The sequence below is a fragment of the Nocardia sp. NBC_00511 genome, from assembly GCF_045161165.1.
GTDB lineage: Bacteria > Actinomycetota > Actinomycetes > Mycobacteriales > Mycobacteriaceae > Nocardia.
This window is the reverse complement of sequence record NZ_CP107850.1, coordinates 290,295-308,667: the sequence shown is the minus strand read 5'-3', so window position 1 is coordinate 308,667 and position 18,373 is coordinate 290,295. Positions and strand designations below refer to the sequence as shown.

At 68.3% G+C, this 18,373-nt stretch carries 22 protein-coding genes; 4 read left to right on the top strand and 18 right to left on the bottom strand.

What is annotated here, in order from left to right:
• Positions 1–2: 2 nt before the first annotated feature.
• Genes OG300_RS42680 through OG300_RS42670 form a run of 3 tightly spaced genes read right to left on the bottom strand, consistent with a single transcriptional unit; the run spans position 3 to position 1,602 of the window.
• A complete protein-coding gene (locus OG300_RS42680) occupies positions 3–899 on the bottom strand; it encodes a formylglycine-generating enzyme family protein (protein WP_405498934.1) in 897 nt (298 codons plus the stop codon).
• 26 nt (positions 900–925) lie between these two features.
• On the bottom strand, positions 926–1,240 hold the full coding sequence (locus OG300_RS42675; protein ID WP_331722988.1) for a DUF202 domain-containing protein: 315 nt from the start codon (positions 1,238–1,240) through the stop codon (positions 926–928).
• A complete protein-coding gene (locus tag OG300_RS42670) occupies positions 1,237–1,602 on the bottom strand; it encodes a YidH family protein (RefSeq protein WP_405498932.1) in 366 nt (121 codons plus the stop codon). Before OG300_RS42670 ends, OG300_RS42675 begins: the two co-directional genes overlap by 4 nt.
• Positions 1,603–1,821: 219 nt before the next feature.
• Between OG300_RS42670 and OG300_RS42665 the strand changes: the two genes are divergently transcribed.
• The gene (locus OG300_RS42665) at positions 1,822–2,538 is read left to right on the top strand and encodes a hypothetical protein (RefSeq protein ID WP_405498930.1); all 717 of its coding nucleotides are present in this window, start codon (positions 1,822–1,824) and stop codon (positions 2,536–2,538) included.
• Between the two features lie 49 nt (positions 2,539–2,587).
• Complete coding sequence (locus OG300_RS42660; protein ID WP_405498928.1) at positions 2,588–3,307, top strand: hypothetical protein; 720 nt, start codon at positions 2,588–2,590, stop codon at positions 3,305–3,307.
• A 30-nt stretch (positions 3,308–3,337) separates the two neighbouring features.
• Here OG300_RS42660 and OG300_RS42655 read toward each other — a convergent pair whose 3' ends face one another.
• Positions 3,338–3,964 (bottom strand): TetR/AcrR family transcriptional regulator, encoded by a 627-nt coding sequence (locus OG300_RS42655; RefSeq protein WP_331723134.1) that lies wholly within the window; start codon positions 3,962–3,964, stop codon positions 3,338–3,340.
• A 136-nt stretch (positions 3,965–4,100) separates the two neighbouring features.
• A complete protein-coding gene (locus OG300_RS42650; RefSeq protein ID WP_331722984.1) occupies positions 4,101–4,298 on the bottom strand; it encodes a hypothetical protein in 198 nt (65 codons plus the stop codon).
• Positions 4,299–4,640: 342 nt separating this feature from the next.
• Here OG300_RS42650 and OG300_RS42645 point away from each other — a divergent pair, with 342 nt between their 5' ends.
• A complete protein-coding gene (locus OG300_RS42645) occupies positions 4,641–5,870 on the top strand; it encodes an MFS transporter (RefSeq protein ID WP_405498926.1) in 1,230 nt (409 codons plus the stop codon).
• A 242-nt stretch (positions 5,871–6,112) separates the two neighbouring features.
• Here OG300_RS42645 and OG300_RS42640 read toward each other — a convergent pair whose 3' ends face one another.
• The 3 genes from OG300_RS42640 to mobF all read right to left on the bottom strand — a co-directional run bounded on the left by OG300_RS42640 (position 6,113) and on the right by mobF (position 11,909).
• Positions 6,113–6,352, bottom strand: a complete 240-nt coding sequence (locus OG300_RS42640; RefSeq protein ID WP_405498924.1) for a hypothetical protein — start codon at positions 6,350–6,352, stop codon at positions 6,113–6,115.
• A 50-nt stretch (positions 6,353–6,402) separates the two neighbouring features.
• Positions 6,403–6,927 (bottom strand): barstar family protein, encoded by a 525-nt coding sequence (locus OG300_RS42635; RefSeq protein WP_331722981.1) that lies wholly within the window; start codon positions 6,925–6,927, stop codon positions 6,403–6,405.
• Between the two features lie 68 nt (positions 6,928–6,995).
• Entirely contained in the window at positions 6,996–11,909 is a 4,914-nt protein-coding gene (mobF, locus tag OG300_RS42630; RefSeq protein WP_331723133.1) for a MobF family relaxase, read from the bottom strand.
• Between the two features lie 305 nt (positions 11,910–12,214).
• On the opposite strand from mobF, the gene OG300_RS42625 reads away from it, so the two are divergent.
• Positions 12,215–12,649, top strand: coding sequence for a hypothetical protein (locus OG300_RS42625; RefSeq protein WP_331722980.1), 435 nt, complete (start codon positions 12,215–12,217; stop codon positions 12,647–12,649).
• A gap of 127 nt (positions 12,650–12,776) precedes the next feature.
• Here the strand turns inward: OG300_RS42625 and OG300_RS42620 are convergent, their stop codons facing one another.
• The 10 genes from OG300_RS42620 to OG300_RS42575 form a co-directional block, all read right to left on the bottom strand.
• Positions 12,777–13,025 (bottom strand): hypothetical protein, encoded by a 249-nt coding sequence (locus tag OG300_RS42620; RefSeq protein ID WP_331722979.1) that lies wholly within the window; start codon positions 13,023–13,025, stop codon positions 12,777–12,779.
• 20 nt (positions 13,026–13,045) lie between these two features.
• Positions 13,046–13,669: a hypothetical protein gene (locus OG300_RS42615; protein WP_331722978.1), complete on the bottom strand. Its 624-nt coding sequence runs from the start codon at positions 13,667–13,669 to the stop codon at positions 13,046–13,048.
• Positions 13,670–13,703: 34 nt separating this feature from the next.
• Positions 13,704–14,312: a hypothetical protein gene (locus OG300_RS42610; protein WP_331722977.1), complete on the bottom strand. Its 609-nt coding sequence runs from the start codon at positions 14,310–14,312 to the stop codon at positions 13,704–13,706.
• Positions 14,309–14,653 carry a hypothetical protein gene (locus OG300_RS42605; RefSeq protein ID WP_331722976.1) on the bottom strand — a complete coding sequence of 115 codons (345 nt, stop codon included), beginning with the start codon at positions 14,651–14,653 and terminating at the stop codon, positions 14,309–14,311. The genes OG300_RS42610 and OG300_RS42605 overlap by 4 nt, the downstream gene beginning before the upstream one ends.
• 231 nt (positions 14,654–14,884) lie before the next feature.
• On the bottom strand, positions 14,885–15,424 hold the full coding sequence (locus tag OG300_RS42600; RefSeq protein WP_331722975.1) for a hypothetical protein: 540 nt from the start codon (positions 15,422–15,424) through the stop codon (positions 14,885–14,887).
• Positions 15,425–15,530: 106 nt separating this feature from the next.
• Positions 15,531–16,055, bottom strand: a complete 525-nt coding sequence (locus OG300_RS42595) for a hypothetical protein (protein ID WP_331722974.1) — start codon at positions 16,053–16,055, stop codon at positions 15,531–15,533.
• 101 nt (positions 16,056–16,156) lie between these two features.
• Positions 16,157–16,558 (bottom strand): DUF6573 family protein, encoded by a 402-nt coding sequence (locus OG300_RS42590; protein WP_331722973.1) that lies wholly within the window; start codon positions 16,556–16,558, stop codon positions 16,157–16,159.
• Positions 16,559–16,562: 4 nt separating this feature from the next.
• Complete coding sequence (locus OG300_RS42585) at positions 16,563–16,859, bottom strand: hypothetical protein (RefSeq protein WP_331722972.1); 297 nt, start codon at positions 16,857–16,859, stop codon at positions 16,563–16,565.
• A gap of 3 nt (positions 16,860–16,862) precedes the next feature.
• Positions 16,863–17,183, bottom strand: coding sequence for a hypothetical protein (locus tag OG300_RS42580; RefSeq protein ID WP_331722971.1), 321 nt, complete (start codon positions 17,181–17,183; stop codon positions 16,863–16,865).
• Positions 17,184–17,956: 773 nt separating this feature from the next.
• Entirely contained in the window at positions 17,957–18,373 is a 417-nt protein-coding gene (locus OG300_RS42575) for a hypothetical protein (protein WP_331722970.1), read from the bottom strand.

Genomic DNA, 18,373 nt, shown 5'->3' with positions numbered 1-18,373 from the left:
GGTCAGCGGGCGACGCGGAATCCGGTGTTGCCGCTGCTGGATTCGGGGGAGTTGTGGATGCGTGCGGCCACGCGGTAGCGGTTGCAGTAGCTGTCGTGACACAGATACGACCCGCCGCGCAGCACGCGGGTTTCGTCAGGTTCGTGGGTAGGGGTGCTCCAGCGGTCGGCGCACCATTCCCAGACGTTGCCGACCGTGTTGTAGAGCCCGAATGCGTTGGGCGCGAACGCATCGACCGGTGCGGTGCCCGCGTACCCGTCGGCGGCGGTGTTACGGACCGGGAATGAGCCGCGGAAGATATTGGCGCGGTAGCCGTTGCGGGATTCGGGTTCCTCGCCCCACGGGTACCGGGCCTGGTCGAGGCCGCCGCGCGCGGCGTATTCCCACTCGGCCTCCGTGGGCAGCCGCACCCCCGCCCAACCGCAATACGCCTGCGCGTCATGCCAGGACACGTGGACCACGGGATGGTCGCCGCGCTCGTCGATGTCGCTGCCCGGGCCTTCCGGCGCATGCCAGGTGGCCCCGTCCACCGCGCACCACCAGGGCGTCGCCTCCGGGCGGTGCGCGCCGCGCCGCAGGGAGGCGGGCAGAAGCCCGGCGAAGACGAAGGACCAGCCGTAGCGTTCGGCGTCGGTGAGATACCCGGTGGCGGTGACGAATTGCGCGAACTGCGCGGTGGTGACGGTGTGTGCGGCAATCGCGAACTGCGCCACCCGAACCGGTCGTACCGGGCCTTCCCCGTCCGCTGGATAGCTGTCGGTGTCCTCGCTGCCCATGCGAAACTCCCCGCCCGAGAGCGGGATCAGTGCCGGGGAGGAACCGGTGACGCCGTGGACGGGGATCGGCGGCGTGAGAGCGGCCGCCGAGCGGGACGGCGCGCAGCAGTGCGAAGACTGCACGGGTAGATCCTTTCCGTACCGGGTGGTCACAGGGCCAGAGCGAGGGTCGTGGTGAAGGCGGCGACGGCCACCGCGGTCGCGACGGCGATCACGAGCGCGCCGATCCGAGACGGTCGCCGCGCCCGCAATCGGAGGTCGCGGTGCCAACAGCAGCCCGCGGTCACGGCCGTACCCGCAGCGGCGACGACGGCGGCAGCGGCGAATACGACGGTCGCCGCCATCGCCGCAGCGTGCGCGAGCACGACGGTCGCGACCACCGCCGACAGCGTGGTACGCCGCCATGCGAGCGCGGTGCGCTCGAGCGCCAGACCAGCGTCCGCCTCCCACGCGGTGGCGGTCACGACAGCACCGCCAGGGTTCCCGCGGCCAGGGCGATCGCGGTCACGCCCAGTGCCAGCACCGGCACCAAGACCGGATCCGGCAGGCGGTCTCCGCGACGCATCGCGGCCTCGACGCGTGCCCAACGCCGCTGTGCGACAGCGGCGAGCACCATCGCCAAGCCCGCGCAGCACGCGGCGATCGCGCGTCGCATGCCGCCGGACGAGAAGTGCTCGGCGAGGGTCTGCGCCGCGACGGCACCGGCCAGCAGCCCGAGCGCGGTGCGGATCCACGCGAGGAACGTGCGCTCGTTGGCCAGGCTGAACCGGTAGTCGATCGGGACCGCCTCCTCGTCGAGCACCTGGTTCGTTCCTCGTATCGCCATCGAGCCCATAGTGGACATGATGCCCATAAATAGTCATCGTGTCTATAAACGGGATCGGCAGCCACTCGGTGCACCCCGTCACATCGGGTATTGACGAGTGTGCTGGCTCACAACTAATGTCCCGGAGCTGTCGTCGAGTACCAGACATTGCGTCTATTTATGGACGCAATGTCTTCAGCCGGTATGGCGACATCCCGGTTTCGAGATGAGGAAGTTCCCATGACCATCCGCCGCGCACCCCTGACGGTCGGCCTGCTGGCCGTCGGCGTCATCGCCAGCACCGCGACCGCCACGGCCGCGCCCGCCACCATGCCCGACCCGGTCGAGTTCCGGACGAACCTGACGAACGACACCGTCGTCACGACCCTGCGGAACGGTGCGTTCACCCTGGCCGACGACCAGCAGTCGGTCGCGATCCGCGATGCCGAGGGCCGCACCGTGGACTCGCTGCCCCTGACATTCACGCTCGACGGACAGCGACTGCCGCTGATCCAGCAGGTCGCCGAGGACGGCCACGCCCTGCGACTCACGCCGGATCTGGCCCGGCTCGATCGCACCGCGCTGCATTCGGTTGCTTCGCCGTTGGAAAACCAGTTGGCCATGAACGACCTCATCAACGCCGTCAGCCTCGGCACTTCCATCGGAAGCCTGATCGGTACTGCTGTCGGTGCGGTCGCGGGCGTCGGTGTCGGTATCGCCCTGGCCGGTGCGTCATGTCTGGTGCTGAGCCTGGGCTGCGTGGTCACGGTGCTGCCGATCGTCAGCATGGTCGCCGCAGCCGGTGGCATCGCGGGCCTGGTCCTCGCCGGTGGACCTACCGCGGCGGCAGCAGCGTTCAACTACGTGACCACCCTGCGCACAGACCCGGGGCAGAGCCAGTACGCCCCGCAGGTCCAGGGCAAGCCCGGCGGCGTTCCCGCCGCGGCCGTCAACTGAGGACCGGGGGATTATCGGAATGAACCTTCGCGCAACGGTTTACACGGCGATGACAGCGGCAGCGATGGCCTCCGCGCTGACCATCGCGGCCACCCCGGCCAACGCTGAACCCAGCACGTCGGCGCTCTATCAAGCCTCGGTCGTCAACGGCACCGTCGTCACCACGCTCGACGCCGCGACCTTCACCCTCGCCGAGGACCGGCTCTCGGTCCTCGCACACGACAGTGCCGGACAGCTGGTCCTGGCACTGCCGCTGGCCTTCGAGCTCGACGGCGTGGCGCATCCGATCCGACAGCAGATCCTGGACGCGGGCCGCACCCTCGTGCTCACCCCCGACACCGTGCGACCGGTCGCGTCGCCGATGGAGAACCAGCGGGCGCTCGACGACTTCGCCGGGAACCTGTCCAAAGCGTCGCTGGCCGCTACGGTCGGCGGTTTCGTCGTCGGGGCGCTCGTCGGCGCGGTGGTCGGGCTGGGTTCCTGCCTCGTCGTCGGCCCCGGATGCCTGGTGACGGTCCCGGCGGCAATCCTGGCCTTCGCGGGCGGCGGCGGTGTGGCCGCCACCCTCGCCCTGGGCGGCGGCGCGCTCGCCTACGGACTGTGGAAATACGTCACCACCTTGCAGGCCGCACCCGGAAACAGCGAATACACCAACCGTGACGGTCTGCTCGATCCCGACGGCACCGGCGTTCCCGACGCCAACTTCCGCATCCCGCCGCTGCCGCTCAAGCCCCTGATCTCCGGGTCCGCCAGCGGGTCCGCGCACTGACGAATCCGGGGTCCGGCCGAAAGTTCGCGGTCAGGCCCCGGATTTCCGCGCGGTCGCAGCGGGGGGTTCGCCGTCGAAGCCGGACGCCCAAAAGCGGCCGCGCAGTGAGAGATCGAGCAGTTGCGCCGCGATCTCCTCGGCGCTCATCGCGGGTTCCGACTCGAGCCACCACGACATGGTGATGAGTAGTTCCCCGACCCAGGCGCGCGCCAGAACCTCGGCGGCGACACGCAATTCGGCGCCCTGCGCGGCCGCGCGCTCGGCGAATGCTTTCGCCGCTGCCGCACTGCGATCCTCGACGAACCGGCGCAGGGCGCGGCCGTCGCCTTCACCGCGCAGAACCACGCGATAGGCATCGCGTTCCTCGGCCGCATGCTGAAACAGCGCCAGCACCGCCTTGCCCGTGAACGCCTGCCCCGAAACCTCGAACAGCGGTTCGAGCCGACGCTGCATCTCCTCGATCAGGTCGGTGACGATCTGATCGAGCAGCGCGCTCTTGTCGGTGTAATGGGTATAGAAGGTCGCCCGCCCCAGATCGGCGCGTTCGGTGATGTCCTCCACAGTGATCGAGGCGTAACCGCGCTCGAGAACCAGGGACAGGAACGCCTCGCGCAACACCTTGCGGCTGCGCCGCTTGCGGCGATCCTCCACTGCCACGGCACTCCCTTCCAGCATCGATGATCGCCGCACATCGTAACCAACTTGGACACCATGCATGAAAACAGACGCGGCGTCCACAATCCGATGATCGACCACGGCGCACGCCGCCCGATGACCTTGGGGCGATTTCAGGTCAGTGATGCCGGGACTGGTTCGTCGACTTCAGGATGTCCGCAGCGCGGGCCGCGATGTCTTGTCGCAGTTCGGTTTCGAAGACCTCGCCCAGCCCGGCAGCCACACGCAGGAAAGGAGCGAACAGTTCCCGGTTTCCGTCGCCAACTTCGAGCAGGCCCTCGGTGTACGGGTCGACCAGGAGGAAGGAAGTCGGCACGGCTGCCGAGGTTAGCGCACCGCACACTCATTGGTGCGACCTCAAGCGGTTACGGACGTTTGAAGCACTGGCGGCCAACCTGTTTGGACGGCCGACCAACGCGCGGGTCGCGGCATTTTGGTGCGTTAGGCCACCGAGATGATCACTGCCGATTGATCCTTCGGACGCCGGTTTCTACTGGGATGGGTCGACGGTCAGCTCGCACAGAGGTGGGGCGACCGCTTGAAATCTGCTGCCGTCAGATGCTGCTGTCCAGTACCGTTGCCACGCAGCGGCTCTGACTTACATGCTTGGAACCGATCTGCTGACGACAAGCGCGGGAAGGACCTGGAGAGTTCACCAATGCGCGCCGGAACGACTATGCGATCAGGTCGTTTCGCCGAGCTGTCCAGACATACCGAAGTGCGTCGGCTTGCCGTCGCAACCCTGTTCAACACGATCGGCAACGGGATCTTCACCGCGATCAGTGTCGTGTATTTCGTCCGGATCGTCTCGCTGAACCCGTCGCAGGTCACCGGCGGCCTCACGATCGGCGGAGCCTTCGCCCTGCTCGCTGGCGTTCCGGCAGGCCGGTTGGCGGACAGGTTCGGTCCACGGCCTGTTTACATCGTGTTGTTGTGCGTGGAATCGGCGGCGGTGTTCGGCTATGCGTTCGTCAGCAACTGGCCACAATTCGTTGCTGCCGCTGCCGGGGCAATATCGGCGGACCGGGCCACCGCGGGTGTGCGGAACGCCTATATCACGCTGCTGTTCACCGGGCACGAACGTCTCCGCATCCGCGCTCTCCTGCGCTCGGTGACCAACGTGGGCCTCATGATCGGCTCCTGCATCGGTGGCCTGGCTCTGGCAGGCACCTCCAAGCCCTTATTCGTGGCGTTGCTGTGCCTCGATGGCGTCACATTCCTGATCGTCGTCGCAGTCCTCGCTGCGATGCCTGCTCCCCGGGCTTCCCGTGCCACGACATCGGCTCGTATCGTCACAGTGCTGCGCGACCGCCGCTTCCTGGCTATGACGGTGTCCCAATCCACGCTCAGCCTGCACTTCGGAATCCTGGCGATTGCACTGCCTTTGTGGATCGTGGAACGGACCGGCCTGGCGCACATATGGATCTCGATCATCGTCTCGGCGACTGCGGTCGGCGGCATCATCTTCCAGATCCCCGCCAGCACAGGCACGGACACATTCGCCGGTGCAGCCCGTGTCGGCCGACGTGCCGGAGCGCTGTTGGCGCTAGCCTGCCTGCTGATCGCGCTCACCACGATTCCCCGCTTGGCGTTGCCGTTGATTCTGACCGGTGCCACGGTGCGATTGGCCGGTGAACTGCTCCAAGGCGCCAGCAGTTGGGGAATGTCGTTCGCGCTGTCACTGCCCGTTCGGGCCGGCACGTACCAATCGCTCCTGTCGACAGGCTATTCCACCGCCGCCATGATCAGTCCCCTGATCGCCGACGCTATTCTCGCAGCGCCCGGACCTACCGGATGGTGTTGTCTCGCAGCTTTGTTCACTATCGCCGCGATCACGACGGCATACATACCCCGAATCGCGCCAACCGACGCCGCCCACACCGTCTGACCCGACGCCGATCACCGCCGAGGAGATCGCCAACCCGCCACCGCCCATGGCCATCACGCCGCGACCACCAAACGCACGAAAATCGGCAGAATAGTGCGTTCGCCAGACAGGCCATAGCGCCCGGGCGTGCTCGTCGATGACGTCAGTTTTCGCCGGTACCAACGGATCTCAGCCCAGTCGGCTGACGCCAAAGTTCACCGATAGCCGCAGTCAGGATTGACCAACGTAGCCAGGGCCGTGATCTAGAACGGGTGGTTGCGTTCTTGCCGTATGCGATCGGCCTCGGCGTGCTGGATCAGCTCGCTCATCTGCTGTTGTGTTCTGGAGCCTGCGGGCGCTGCCCTGTAGAGCGTCCACATCCGGTCCAGATCGTCGCGCATCACTCGTCCACGACGGCTGCGATGCCGGACGGTCGTGACGGCGATGGTGGCGAAGATCAACAGCGCCGCACTCGCGATGATCAGGTAGCCGGACAACGTCATCACGACAGTGTGCCCTGCTGGTCCACAGTGAGCTTGAGTATTCGGATGGGTCATGGTCCGCGGCGGGCGTTGTGCCATTCTTCGGCGTTCCAGGTGACTGGGGTGGCTCCGACCGGGGCGAGGGTGAAGCGGGGGTCGTTGGTGTGCACGAGCGCGATGAGTTGCTCGCCGGCGAGCATTGCGCTGCGGGAGTGCACGGCGAAGATGTCGAGGACGGCGTGTGCGGTGTCGGGGAATTCGCGGGCGAATTCCTCGTACCCGGTCAGGGCCATGACTAGGCCGGTGGCGTCGGTGGGGAACCCGTATTCGTGGGCGCGTACGTCGCGTAGGCAGTCGTTGAACGCGTCGAGGTTGCGTCCGTAGTAGCCCGGGAAGTGGAACATTCGCGAGAGGTCGGCGTGCATGTCGGGGAGGCACAGCCAGCGGGAGGCGTCGGCTTCGGCGACGTGATAGCCCGCGCGCCGCAGCTTGGCGACGGTCTGGTGCAGAACCTGCGGACGGAAGTACAGGTGTACTGAGGTGTTGGACAGCAACCGGCGGCCCAGCTCGGGATTCGGGTCCGGGGATGCGGCCACGATCGAAATCCTAACGGCGACAACAGCCCACGAGACGGGCGGTGACCATGGCCGGGACCGTCACGGGTCTAGAGCTCGCTGCCCAGGTCGTGTTCGGCGGCGAGGTCGGCGTCGGAGACCGGTTCGTCGTAGCCGTAGACCTGATCGAGGCGCGTAGCCAGTTGGCCGCTGCGAATGAGTTGTTCGTGCTCGTCGAGATCCGGCGAGAGCGCGCGGCGGCGGGCGCGTTCGGCCAGCGCCCGGTCGAGGCGGGCCTGTGCCGCGGCGCGGGCTGCGTCGCGGCGGGCGTGCTGGGCGTCGGCACGTTGGGCTGCGGAGAGTTCGGCCTGCTGGTGTGTGGTGTCGGCGGCGTGCTCGAGTACTCCTTGCCAGCGGCCCGATGCTCCGGCGGCTTCGGTCGCTGCCTCGCGGGCGCGCTCGGCATCGAGGTGGGCCTGGGCGGCCTCGGCTTGGCGAGCGGCGTGGTGTTCACGGGCGGCGGCGAGTTCTTCGGCGGCGGTGGCGCGTTGGGCGCGGCGACGGCCCGGGATCGCGTCGAGTTCGCGTTGGGCGGCGGCGAGTTCTGCGGTGGCGGTGTGCAGGCGTTGATCGGCCTGTTCGGCCGCCGCGGTGGCGGTGAGGGCGGTGCCGATGAGGTCGGCTTGTGCACGCAGTCCGGCGTGTTCGGCGTGCACGGCCGCGACACGGTCGCCGCTGGTGCGGGTGGGTTCGGGGCGTTGCAGGTCGGCACGCAGTGCACGGATGCGGGCGTTGAGATCACCCCGTGCGAGCATGCGCAGCGGGTCGGCGTGCATGTCCTGCACCAGGGTCAGATCTTCGAGGGCGCGGATCTGGTGAGCGAGATCGGTGGCCTGATCACGCACCGCCCGGTCGACGCCGGGATGCTCCGGCGGCAACGGTGTCGGGTGTCCGGCGCGGGTCGGGTCGCCAGTGTCGGCGCGGTGCTGATCGAGCAGTGTGGTGGCGCGCGCGAGCAGGACGGTGGAGGCATCGCGGCCGCGCACGAGGCGCGGTTGTGCGGCTGGGTCGCTGATCTCGGTGAGTAGCGCGTGGGTGTCGAGGCCGGCGGCCTGGGCGTCGGCGAGGACGTCGAGCAGGGGCAGGAAATCGCGGCCGTCCTCCACGCGCCGGTGCAGTCCTGCGGGCAGGGCGTCGGCGAGTTGGTGGCGTGCCCAGTCGCGGCCCAGCACCTTGGCGGTGTGTTCGTAGTCGCGGCGCATCCGCGACAGCCGGGCAGGCAACCGGCCGCCGCGTTCGGTGTCGAGGGCGAGCTGGTCGGCCAGCTCGCTGATCGCGGCGACCCGATCGGGGTTGGCATCGAGATCGGCCGGGGTGTCGGCGGCGGTGAGCCGGGCGTGCAGGGCACTCACGTAGTCGGCGAGCTCGGCATCGCCGCCTGGATACCGTGGCGGGGGTGCGGCGAGGTCGTCGCTGGCGAGATCACGCACGGTCAGGAACGGGCCGTCGGGGCCGCGGGCAGCGCGCCCGAGTTGGCGGGCGATGTGTAGGTCGGCGCGGGCGCGCAGGACGGCGGCGGGGTCGCCGGTGTCTTCGAGTGCGTCGTCGGGTGCACGCCATCGGTCGGTGGCGATCAGCCCGATGAGTTCGATGCCGTCGAGACCTGCCTGCTGGGCGAGGTCGAGGGTTTCCAGCAGGGTCACGTAGTGCGGGGACGCCTGTACTTGGCGGGCGAGCGCGTCGGGCAGCACGCGCGTGAGGAGGGTGTCGAGGCGGTCGTGGGCGGCGAGGGTGCGGGCGTGGTCGTAGATCTCGCGTAGTCGTTGTGGGTCGTCGGCGTCGGCGAGAGCCTGGCGCAGGATCTCGGTGGCGGTGATGTTGTCGTCGATGCGCGCGAGTTCTTGGCACCACACCTGGTAGTCGCTGCGCGGTTCGCTCGGGGCGTGGTCGAGAGCCGGATCGGGCAGGGTGTCGGTGGCCAGGAAGATGCCGTTGTAGTCGCTGCCGCGCGTCAGCCCGACGTATGCGAGGGAGCGGCCGAGCGCGGCTCCCATGAGCAGGTAGGAGCGTTTCACGGTCATGCCCTGGGCGCGGTGCACCGTGCTGGCGTAGCCGAGTTCGGTGTTGTCGGTGACGTAGCGGGCGGGCAGGGTGACGTGCCCGCGGTGGGCCAGACCGGTGACGGTGAGTGACCCGTCGGCGTGCACGGTACGTACTCGCCAGGCTTCGCCGTTGTCGATGGGTTGCCCTGCGCGGATGCCGCCGGTGATGCGGATCCGGTTGGTGTTGCGGCGGGTCACGACGAGGTCACCGACGTAGGCGGTGTGCGCGTCCGCGAGTTCGGCACCGGGCCCGGAGGTCGCGACGTGCCCGGCCTGGGCGCGGGCGGCTTGGGCGGCGGCGTTGAGAAGGTGAACGTCGTCGAGGGTGGCGGCCATCATCAGACTCGGGATGCCGTGGTCGAGGTCGTCGAGGTGCGCGGTGAGGATCTTGTCGCGCAGTTCGTCGACCATCCCGGACTCGATGCGCCCGGCCCCGTGATAGAACTCCCACGCTTGTGCGGCGTCGCCGTCGCGCACTTGCAGCGACGCCGTCGCCTCGTCGGGATCGGTGAACCGGACGACGGTATCGAGTGCCGGCGCGTGGGTATCTCCCGCGATCAGGCGTAGGGCGCCACCGGATTCCACGGCCGAGAGTTGGTGCGGGTCACCTATCCATCGCACGATCGCGCCGTAGCGGTCGGCGAGGGCCTGCAGCCGCGAAAGGTTGCGGGTGGAGGCCATTCCGGCTTCGTCGACCAGCAGCATGGTGCCGGGCTCGAGGGTGAAGTCGTCGCTGCGGCGGGCGTGGGTGAGCAGGGCGTCGATGGTGCGGGCAGGGACGTCGATGTCGTCGCCGAGGATGCGCGCGGCGCTCTTCTGCGGCGCCAGCGCGATCACCGCTTTTCCGTCGTTCTGCCAGGCGCGCGCGACCGCGCGCATGGCGGTGGTTTTGCCGGTGCCCGCGGGCCCGATCGCCACCGCGAGGCGGGTACCGGTAGTGCAGAGATGGCGCACGATCCGCTGCTGTCCGGTGTTGAGTGCCTGCCCGGTCTCGGCCTCGACCTGCGCGACCGCGGTGTCGACGGCGCGGGCGGTGACGAACTCGGTGGTCGGGGTGTTGGCGGCCTCCAGCAGCGCGGTCTCGGCGTCGAGAACAGCGTGGCTGCTGAAGCGGTTGGTGGTGGCGGCGCAGGTGGAGAACACGCTGTGCCCGCTGGCGCGGGCGAGCGCTTGTGGGACGGGCTCGGGATCGACGGTGAGCTGGATGCTGTCGGCGAGCACAGCGTTCACGATCTCGGCGACCGCGGCAGCCTGGTCGGCGTCGCTGGCGAAATCGCATGCCGAGACGCGGTCTTCGGCGGCCGCGCGGACGTGCACCTCGGTCCACGTCGCGCGGCGGCGGGCCACAGTCTCGGCGACCTCGGCGGTGACGCGCTCGAGGTCATAGATCTCGCGTCCGACGTGGTCGGCGAGGGCCTGGGCGAGGTCGAGGACGTTGTTGTCGTGCTCGGGATCCAACAACGCCACCACCTCCTCCAGCGCGGCTTCACGGTCGCTGCCGGGCGCGAAGGCGAAGCGTGCCAACGCCGTACGCGCCGCTGTGGCGCGCTGAGCAGGAGTCGCGTCGATCAGCTCGGGGACGCGCTCGCCCAGCACGACCGCAGCGGCCAAGGCCGCCTGGTGGGGGTCGTAGTCGCGCACGGCATTCGGGTCTCGCGACAGGTCCAGGACGTGCTGCACGAACTGCGCGGTGCTACGTCCGTCGGCCAGGAAGCGTTCGGTGTCACTGGACCATTCGGTGACCATTTCCCGCAGGGTGCGTGGCAGTGGTTTGCGGTCGCGCGTGGCGAGGGTGGCTTGCTGAGACAGACGGATCTGCACGTGTTTGCTGGGGTCGTGACCGTGCTTGGCCCGGTAGTCGGCGACGAGTTTCTCGGTGGCGCGCACGATGTTCGGGCGTCGTGAGAAGTGCGTGATCAGCGCTTCGGGGACGTCGGCGACCTCGTACACGGGTGCCTTGCCCAGGCCGCCCCGGTAGCGGGCTTCGAACCGCAGACCGAGTCGTCTTTTGAGCTTGCCGGTGATCGCGGCGTTGTACTGGCACGACAGCGATACCGTGGCGGCGTAGAGCGATCGCGCGTCCAACGCGCACCATTTCCCGTCAGCACCAAGTACTCGTGCGGACACGACGGCGTGGGTGTGGAGGTTGGGGTCGCCGGTGCGGTTGTCGAAGTGGTCGTAGAGCGCGAATGTCATTCCGTCGGCGTCGATTTGGCGGATGCCACCGGCGCCGCGGCGTGCGAGCGCGAACTCCGTTTGCATCCGGGCGAGGGTCTCTTCGACGGCTTCGCGGTGGCATTGTGCGATCTCGGCGCGCAGCTCATCGTCGCCCAAGCCCCACAGGATCGACACGCTTTTCTGCGGGGTGAACACGCAGTCGTAGGCAGCGACCGACTTGCTCAGTCGCTGCTTCTCCTGGGCGAGTGCGTCCTCGATTTCGAGGCCGGAGGGTGCACGATCCAACTCCGCGGTGAGGTGCTCGCGCGCGGCACCCGCACGCAGATCCACCCATTCCTCCTGGGTGAGCGGACGCCCGAGTTCGGCCAGCAGGGCGGTCTTGTCACGCTGGTAGATGGCCTGGATTGCACTGGTTCCGTTGCCCCGGGCGTGCAATCCGCTGCCGAGTGACGCCGCGGTCAACGCTTCGCGGTCGGTGTGGCCGGCGTCCAGGGCGTCGATGATGATCCGGTCGGCGTCCGGGTGCATGCCCTCGCCGTAGAGGGCGCGCATCTGGTCGAGGGATATCTCGCCGTTCACGCCGAGGATCTCGGCTCCGCGGCCGAACCAGCGGCCCGGGGGAGTGCCGGTTGCTGTGTAGTAGTCGGTGAAGGATTTGTCGGTGGCACAGAGGCGGTCGCCGGTGGCGACCTGCCGTGTGAGGTAGGTGTAGCCATCGCCCGCGTGTATCGCGTGGATGGTCATCACAAGATCGACGGTAGGCCAGAAAACAGCAGGTAGAAAGGGTTGTGGCCGAAAATTCACAATAGTGCAAGAGGTGTGTACGGGATCAATGGCTCTTCGAGCTCTAAACAGAGAGCTACACGCATCAAGCTGGCTGGGACGGTGCGGTGAGGCACGAACAGAGGATTGCGGGAAATTCGCGCTGGAGTGGGGTGGTACGGGCGTAGCGTGGCACTGAAGATCGCAAAACGGACGTTCGGGACCGGCGATTGCGTCCGGCCTCCGGCACGATGGGCCGCCGCGCGGCCTGCGGAAGGGGTTGGGCGATGGCGACGAAACCGGCCGGACCGGCGGTGGTGGCGCGCAAGACGGCGCGTGAGCGGATGGCGGCGGTGACCAAGGCCAACCGCGACCGTGAACACGCGGACGCTGCGGACCTCGCGCAGGTGTTGAAAGCGAGTTCGACGGTCGCACGGGCGGCTACGAGACGGGACACCGCGATAGCGGATGCGCACCAGACGTACCTGTCGGCGGCATCAGCGGTGGAAGCCGAGCAGGCGGCCGCGCTGGCGCGGATCAAGGGGCGCGGGACCGATGAGTCCACCCTCGCGGAACTGACCGGGCTCGACGTCGGGGAGGTGCGGCGGCTGCTGCGCCTGGCCTCACCGGCACCCGTTCCCAAACCGCCGGTGGCTCCGAACGCGCGGGCGTCGGCCGCGTCCTCGGCTCCGTCTGCTGAATCCTCGGCGGCCGCGCCGTAGTACCTCGGGCACGACAAAAGCCCCCGGGTCCCGAGACTGGATGTCTCGGGACCCGGGGGCTTTGTCCTGGGGGCGCGGCGGGCGTCGTTGCCTGCCACTCGGCGCATCGTCGGGCCTGGCGGTGTGGCTAGTGCGGGATGCGGGTGATGGTCTGGTGGCAGCTGGGGCCGGGGTCCCATGCGTGGAAGCGTTGGCCGCCTCCGTCGCTGTCGTCGATTCGCAGGCTGAACCCGTATCGGGACGTCTCGGAAACCATGACTCCGGACCACTGCGCGAGACGGCTTCCGGAGGGTTGGTGGGGCGGGTCGAACACGCGGTGGACGTGTAGGCGGTCGCCTTGGCGGAACTCGGGCCAGTCGGGGCCGGTGTAGGGCATGTGGGCTCCTCTCGCGGTGGTTACGGGGTGTTGGTGGCGGCGCGGTGGGTGAGGGTGATCAGGCGCTCGCGGTGGGCGAGCAGGGGTTCGCGGGCTTCGGTGATGTGGGCTTCGATTGCTGGGATGTCGGCGTAGGTGTCGCACATCTGCTTGCCACGGGTGAATCCGGCTCCTAGGCGGCGGCGGTAGGAGTCTTCGACGACTTGGCGGGCGCTGGACCATACGGTGATCGGTAGCCCGAGGGTGTAGACCTCGGTGAGCTCCTGTGCGATGCGGTTCTCGCTGACGTGGAACTCGGTGAGCTTGGGGCCGAGACTGCGGGTGAGTGCGAACACGGCTTGTGGACTGGGGGGTTCGCCGCGCTCGCACGCGATCACCCGGATCAGGGCGGCGATTACCGCGCTGAGGTGGTCCTCGAAATCAGCGGTAGTGACCAGTGACAGCACCTCGGCGGCGCGGTCGCGGTCCAGGGTGATCAGGGCGGCGACGAGATTGCGTTCGGGGAGCATCGCGCGGCGGGTGCGCCGGTCGGTAGCGGCCTCGATCTCGTTCAGCACCTCCGCGACGGTTCCCGCGTGGGCGGGCGGATCGGAGCCGCGGGACGGGGCGGGGCGGCCGCGGCGGGCGTGGGTCGGGGTGGACATGCGGGTTCTCCTTCCTGATGGGCGGGAGGGCTGGTTACGGGGCGTAGTCGGCCTGCTCGGGGGCTGGGGCCGCGTACCGGCATGGGGTCGGCACGGTGAGGTGGCGGCCGTTGCATTCGATGTCCAGCAGCGGTAGACGCTGGTCCTCGGTGAGCTTGTCGCGGGCGTCGGCCTCGGCTTCGTCGATTCGGCTGCCCGTGCTGGCCTCGTAGTGCTCGCGGGCGGTGGCGTAGCTGTGCGGGTCGGGATCGGGCAATCCGACCGCGTGCCACATGCGGAAATACAGTCCGGCGGCGGTGTTTACCGGTTCGGCGACGCTGGCGAGATGGCAAGTGATCAGCACTTCGGCGGCGGTGCCGGGGCGGGTGTCGCGGCCTGCCGCGACTCGCTCGAGGAGCTCGCGGCAGTGGGCGCGGTAGAGGGTCTCGCTTTGCAGGAACCTGTGTGAGGTCGGCAGCAGGTGGAACGAGTGATAGAGCTCGTCGGCGTGGTCGGGGTGGCGTTGCTGGGCTGCGGCGATCTCGTCTTCGCCCCAGTCCCATTGGTGATCGATGGTGTCGAGTTCGGAGACGAACGTCGCGAACTGTGCGTCGGCGGCTGCGCGTGCGGCCGTGAGCGTGGCCTCGGTCGGCGCGGGGCTCACTGTGCACCGTCTGCGGGGTGGGTCTTGCCGTCGAGGATGTAGGGGCTCTGGGTGCGGTCGCTGTGGTGGGGCTTCTGTTCGGGTGTGATGCCGAGTCGGCGCATGTCGTCGTCGAGGGCGTTGCCGTGGCGCACCAGTGCGAGGCGCTCGGCGGCGAATGGCATGGATCGGTAGCTGGTGGTGCGGTGGTCGGTCTTGGCGGTGCGGCTGATCTGTGCGGTGCCCTTGTCGGGGTGGATTTCATCGACGGTCCATCGGGCGCGGTTCTCGGTGCCGTCGGTGCTGAGGGTGTGCACGGTGTCGCCGATGTAGATGGCGGGGTCGGTGGTCTTCTTGGGCATGACGGGGGCTCTTTCGGGGGACTTGTGGGGGTGGGTGGCTGTCTTCCCGAGCGGTCGCGCGGCCGGTGGGATATCTCGGCCGGCGGCCGGATGCGGAATGTGGCCGGCTGGGACTGGGCCGCTCGCGAAGACAGCACGGAGCGCCAGCGCAGTTCCTTACGGGCGCATCGGCCGGAAGGGGAAGCGGGACCGGTCGCGCTCGGCGACCGGTCCTGTGGGGTGGGCGGGGTGTCAGGCGGCGGGGTCGCCGGGTTCAGTGCTGGTGGTGGCGGTTCGCCATTCGTGGGTCAGTTCGCCGCGCAGCTCGGCGGCGAGGATGTCCACGCGCAGTACGGCTTTGGGGCCGTCCTCGTAGTCGGGCAGTGGGGCGGGGGGCTCGATCTCGGGGAGTTCGGCGGTTTTCCACAAGCGCAGGAACAGGGCAACGGCCGTCTGCGTGAACGGGAGGATGATCGTTGCCCGCATCGCGAGCATCATTTCCGGGCCGGTCGCGGGTCGGGTGTCGTGACCGTTGGCGACGCGGGCGAGGATTTCGGCGCAGTGCGCGCGGTAGAGCGGGCCGGAGCAGAATCCGGGATGGGTGGGCTTGAGCAGGTCGAACGTGTCGGCCAGCGCGGCGGACTGCTGCGGGTGGCGGGCCTGTGCGGCGGGGATCGCCTCGAGGGCGGCGGCGTACAGAGTGGCGTATTCGGCCAGGCAATCGCCTTCGTGCACGGTGTCCAGCATGTTCATCACGGCGGCGGTGCCCAACGCGTCGGGGCTGTTGTACATGGGAATCACTCGATTCGGTGTCGGGGCCGGGTCGCGGCCCGAGAAGATGAGCGGCAGGGACCGGGCGCGGTGGGCGGCCGGTCCCTGCCTCGGGGAAAGGGGAGGGTCAGGCGCTGAGGGTGCGTTCGGCGGCGGCCTGGTCCTCGAGGGCGGACACGCACTGGGCGGCGGGAACGCTGCTGTAGCGCTCGCCCTGGCCCTGGCGCTTCAAGTGCGCGTGGAACTTTCGGGCGCACGGCTCGCACAACAGGGCCGAACACACGGTGTCGGAAACCAGTACGCGGGCCGGGCGGGAACAGGTGACGGTGCGGCATCCGGTCTTGGCCAGTTGGGTGCGGGGGCGCAATCCGCAGGGGTGGTAGGGCATCAACTGGTGTTCGTCGTGCCAGCGCTGGTGCAGTTCGCGAATGTAGGCGTCGCGCTGGGCGGCGGTCTCGATCGGGTCGTGGGTGGCCAGGGCGTTGTACTGGGCGTCGAACCAGGGGCGCATTGCCGATCGGGCGGCGTCACAGTCGCGGATTTCGTGGCGCACGAGTGCGAGCAATTCGGCGCGGTGCTGGTGGTGGCGGGTCAGTCGCGCCATGGTGGTGCAGTAGCCGCATTCGGCTTCTGCGGTGGTCAGGGTGTGCATTGTGGGGCTCCTCGGGATGCCTGCTCGGGTAGGGTGGTGCGGGCATCGGGCCGCTAAGGACGGCCCGATGCCCGTTTTCTTTCGGGGGTTATGCGGTCTGGCTACTCGTCTCGAGGTGCCATGACGGTGAACACCGGTTCGCCCGCGTCGCCGGGGCCGATGTGGATTACCAGGGTGATCGGGCGCGGGGTCGGGTCTCCGCTGTCGTGGACCAGGCGGTAGACGGTGAACTCGAGCCGATCGGTCGGCACGCGCTTGGCCTCACGGGCGGATGCGATCGCGAAATGGGCCTGAACGATCACGTCCCACGCTCGGCCTTTCTCGCTCTGTCCCTCGTCTGCGTCCTGCGGCCAGTAGACGGCTTCGGTCCATGCGTGGTGAGCGATGACGAACGATTTCGTGAATCCGAATTCGCTGGCCAGGGCGGTGAAGTCGTGCAGGACTCCATCGGCGATCGCCTGGGCTCGGGTGTAGCGGTGGACGATTTCGGCGTTCTCGAACACGGGTCTAGCTCCTTTCTCGGGGTGGGGTGCAGGGGCGCAGCCAGTCGGGGCCGTGGCCCTGGCTGGCCCACACCCGCATTTCCTCGGGGTGGGTGGGGTTGAAGGCGTCGCTACCGCCTGCGGCGAGCACATGCGCGGTGACCCAATTCGCGTAATGCTCGGCATGGTCGCTGTCTTCGGCGTCCAATACCTTGGTCGCGAATTCGCGGGCGGATTCGTGTACCCATGCGATGTCCTCCCGCAATTGCGGGGTGGCGTCGCGAATATCGGTGCAACCGGTTTGCCCTACATCGAACGGCATGGGTTATGCCTCGAATTCGATATCGTCTTCGGAATCGACGTAGGGGCCTTGCCCGAATCCGTCCGGGGGTGCCGCGATGCCTTGCCAGAGCGTGACGACTCGGTAGCTTTGGGCTCCGATCCGGGGGCCGGGCCGCCGCACGAGAACGAGGGCGATCCGCTTGGGTTCGGTGGTCCGCAGATGGGCGGTCATGTATCCGGCTGCCTGCCGCAAGCTGTGGTAAGGGCCTCCCCACTGCTTCCAGACCTGGCGGCCGTCGTCGGTCTGCACACGGTGCAGGACTCGAAACGGCCATACTGCGGGTTCCCAGTAGTCGCTACCCATGACGGGTGCTCCTTTCTGCCTGCGCACGGAATTTCCTTTTCCGTGCGCGAGAGAGTGAACAGAACAGGTGATGTTCTGAGCTGGGGAATCCACTATGAATTTCTCAAACAACACGGGTAGCGGGGGTGGTCCTCGGCCCCTTCGGGCTGATTCTTGGTCCCGCACCCTCTGATCTCTATTCTAGAGTCTTTTACGCATTGGCGTGGTATTTCGGCATGATCGGGCGTGGTTGTTTTTCTTTTTCTTTTCGGCTTTTGGGGTTGTTCTTTTCCTGTCGCTCTGGGAGGCTGCCTCCGCGGCGAGCGGCGGGGGACCGGGGGCAGCGCCCCGGGCGCGGCCGAAGGCCGCGGGGGGGTTGAACTATCGGTGCAGGGACCACGGTGAGGGTGGGGTGTTGGTGGGTCCCTCCGGTCAGCTGGGGCGACTCGATCACGGTGCGGTAGGGGCAGGCAAGTGCACGCTTTTCGCGCTTGCCTGCCCCTGGCGGGCCGTGATAGCCCCTGCGGGCTGATCGGAGGGGCACGCCGACACCCTGCGGGACCAGTCGCCGCGCGAGCGCAGCTCGCGTGACTCCCCGGCCAGCTGCCCGACTGTGCGGGGTGGGGTGAGCGTGCTCGGCGCGTACGTCACCGGGCCGGGTGGTGAGCCTGCGGGAGCTGCGCTGGGCCGGGGACGGCTCTCGGTCGCGGTAGCCCTGATCGTTCATCCTGCGAGGCCAGGGGCGGAACTTCCTACGCGGTGGGCGCGGTGGCTCCGCCCCCTCGGCCTCGGGGTTAGGCGATCTGGATGCGGGCGGGGTCGATGAGTGTCATGTGTTCGCGCAGGGCCTTGATGTGCCGGTCTCCTGTGCTGCCTCCGAGCGGTGCGGTGATGTGCCAGATGGTCTTGCCGTTGGGCAGGCTGAGCACGACGTAGTGGCCTTCGAATCCTGCGACGGTGACGACGGCTCCGCGTGAGAGGGGCGGGGTCTTGGCTGCGGTGGCGAGGGCGGCGTCACGCTCGGTGGGGGTGGCGTGGCGGGCGAGGGTTTTGGGCAGCACTCCTGCCCTCCCGGCGGTGACGGGATCGACGTGCAATTGGCGGGGGTTCACCTTCGCCACCTTGTACACCAGGCCGCGCATGTTGTCGGCCAGGAACGGGTCTTCGATCACGACGTATTCGCCGACGGCGAACTCGATGCTGTGGCTCAC

Excerpts from the sequence above, each read along its gene's own strand:
- OG300_RS42605 (WP_331722976.1), bottom strand. The coding sequence starts at position 14,653 with ATGCCCAAGAAGACCACCGACCCCGCCATCTACATCGGCGACACCGTG.
- OG300_RS42640 (WP_405498924.1), bottom strand. The coding sequence starts at position 6,352 with ATGACGTTGTCCGGCTACCTGATCATCGCGAGTGCGGCGCTGTTGATC.
- OG300_RS42625 (WP_331722980.1), top strand. The coding sequence starts at position 12,215 with ATGGCGACGAAACCGGCCGGACCGGCGGTGGTGGCGCGCAAGACGGCG.
- OG300_RS42620 (WP_331722979.1), bottom strand. The coding sequence starts at position 13,025 with ATGCCCTACACCGGCCCCGACTGGCCCGAGTTCCGCCAAGGCGACCGC.
- OG300_RS42670 (WP_405498932.1), bottom strand. The coding sequence starts at position 1,602 with ATGGCGATACGAGGAACGAACCAGGTGCTCGACGAGGAGGCGGTCCCG.
- OG300_RS42600 (WP_331722975.1), bottom strand. The coding sequence starts at position 15,424 with ATGTACAACAGCCCCGACGCGTTGGGCACCGCCGCCGTGATGAACATG.
- OG300_RS42665 (WP_405498930.1), top strand. The coding sequence starts at position 1,822 with ATGACCATCCGCCGCGCACCCCTGACGGTCGGCCTGCTGGCCGTCGGC.
- OG300_RS42660 (WP_405498928.1), top strand. The coding sequence starts at position 2,588 with ATGACAGCGGCAGCGATGGCCTCCGCGCTGACCATCGCGGCCACCCCG.
- OG300_RS42580 (WP_331722971.1), bottom strand. The coding sequence starts at position 17,183 with ATGGGTAGCGACTACTGGGAACCCGCAGTATGGCCGTTTCGAGTCCTG.
- OG300_RS42615 (WP_331722978.1), bottom strand. The coding sequence starts at position 13,669 with ATGTCCACCCCGACCCACGCCCGCCGCGGCCGCCCCGCCCCGTCCCGC.
- OG300_RS42595 (WP_331722974.1), bottom strand. The coding sequence starts at position 16,055 with ATGCACACCCTGACCACCGCAGAAGCCGAATGCGGCTACTGCACCACC.
- mobF (WP_331723133.1), bottom strand. The coding sequence starts at position 11,909 with ATGACCATCCACGCGATACACGCGGGCGATGGCTACACCTACCTCACA.
- OG300_RS42645 (WP_405498926.1), top strand. The coding sequence starts at position 4,641 with ATGCGCGCCGGAACGACTATGCGATCAGGTCGTTTCGCCGAGCTGTCC.
- OG300_RS42585 (WP_331722972.1), bottom strand. The coding sequence starts at position 16,859 with ATGCCGTTCGATGTAGGGCAAACCGGTTGCACCGATATTCGCGACGCC.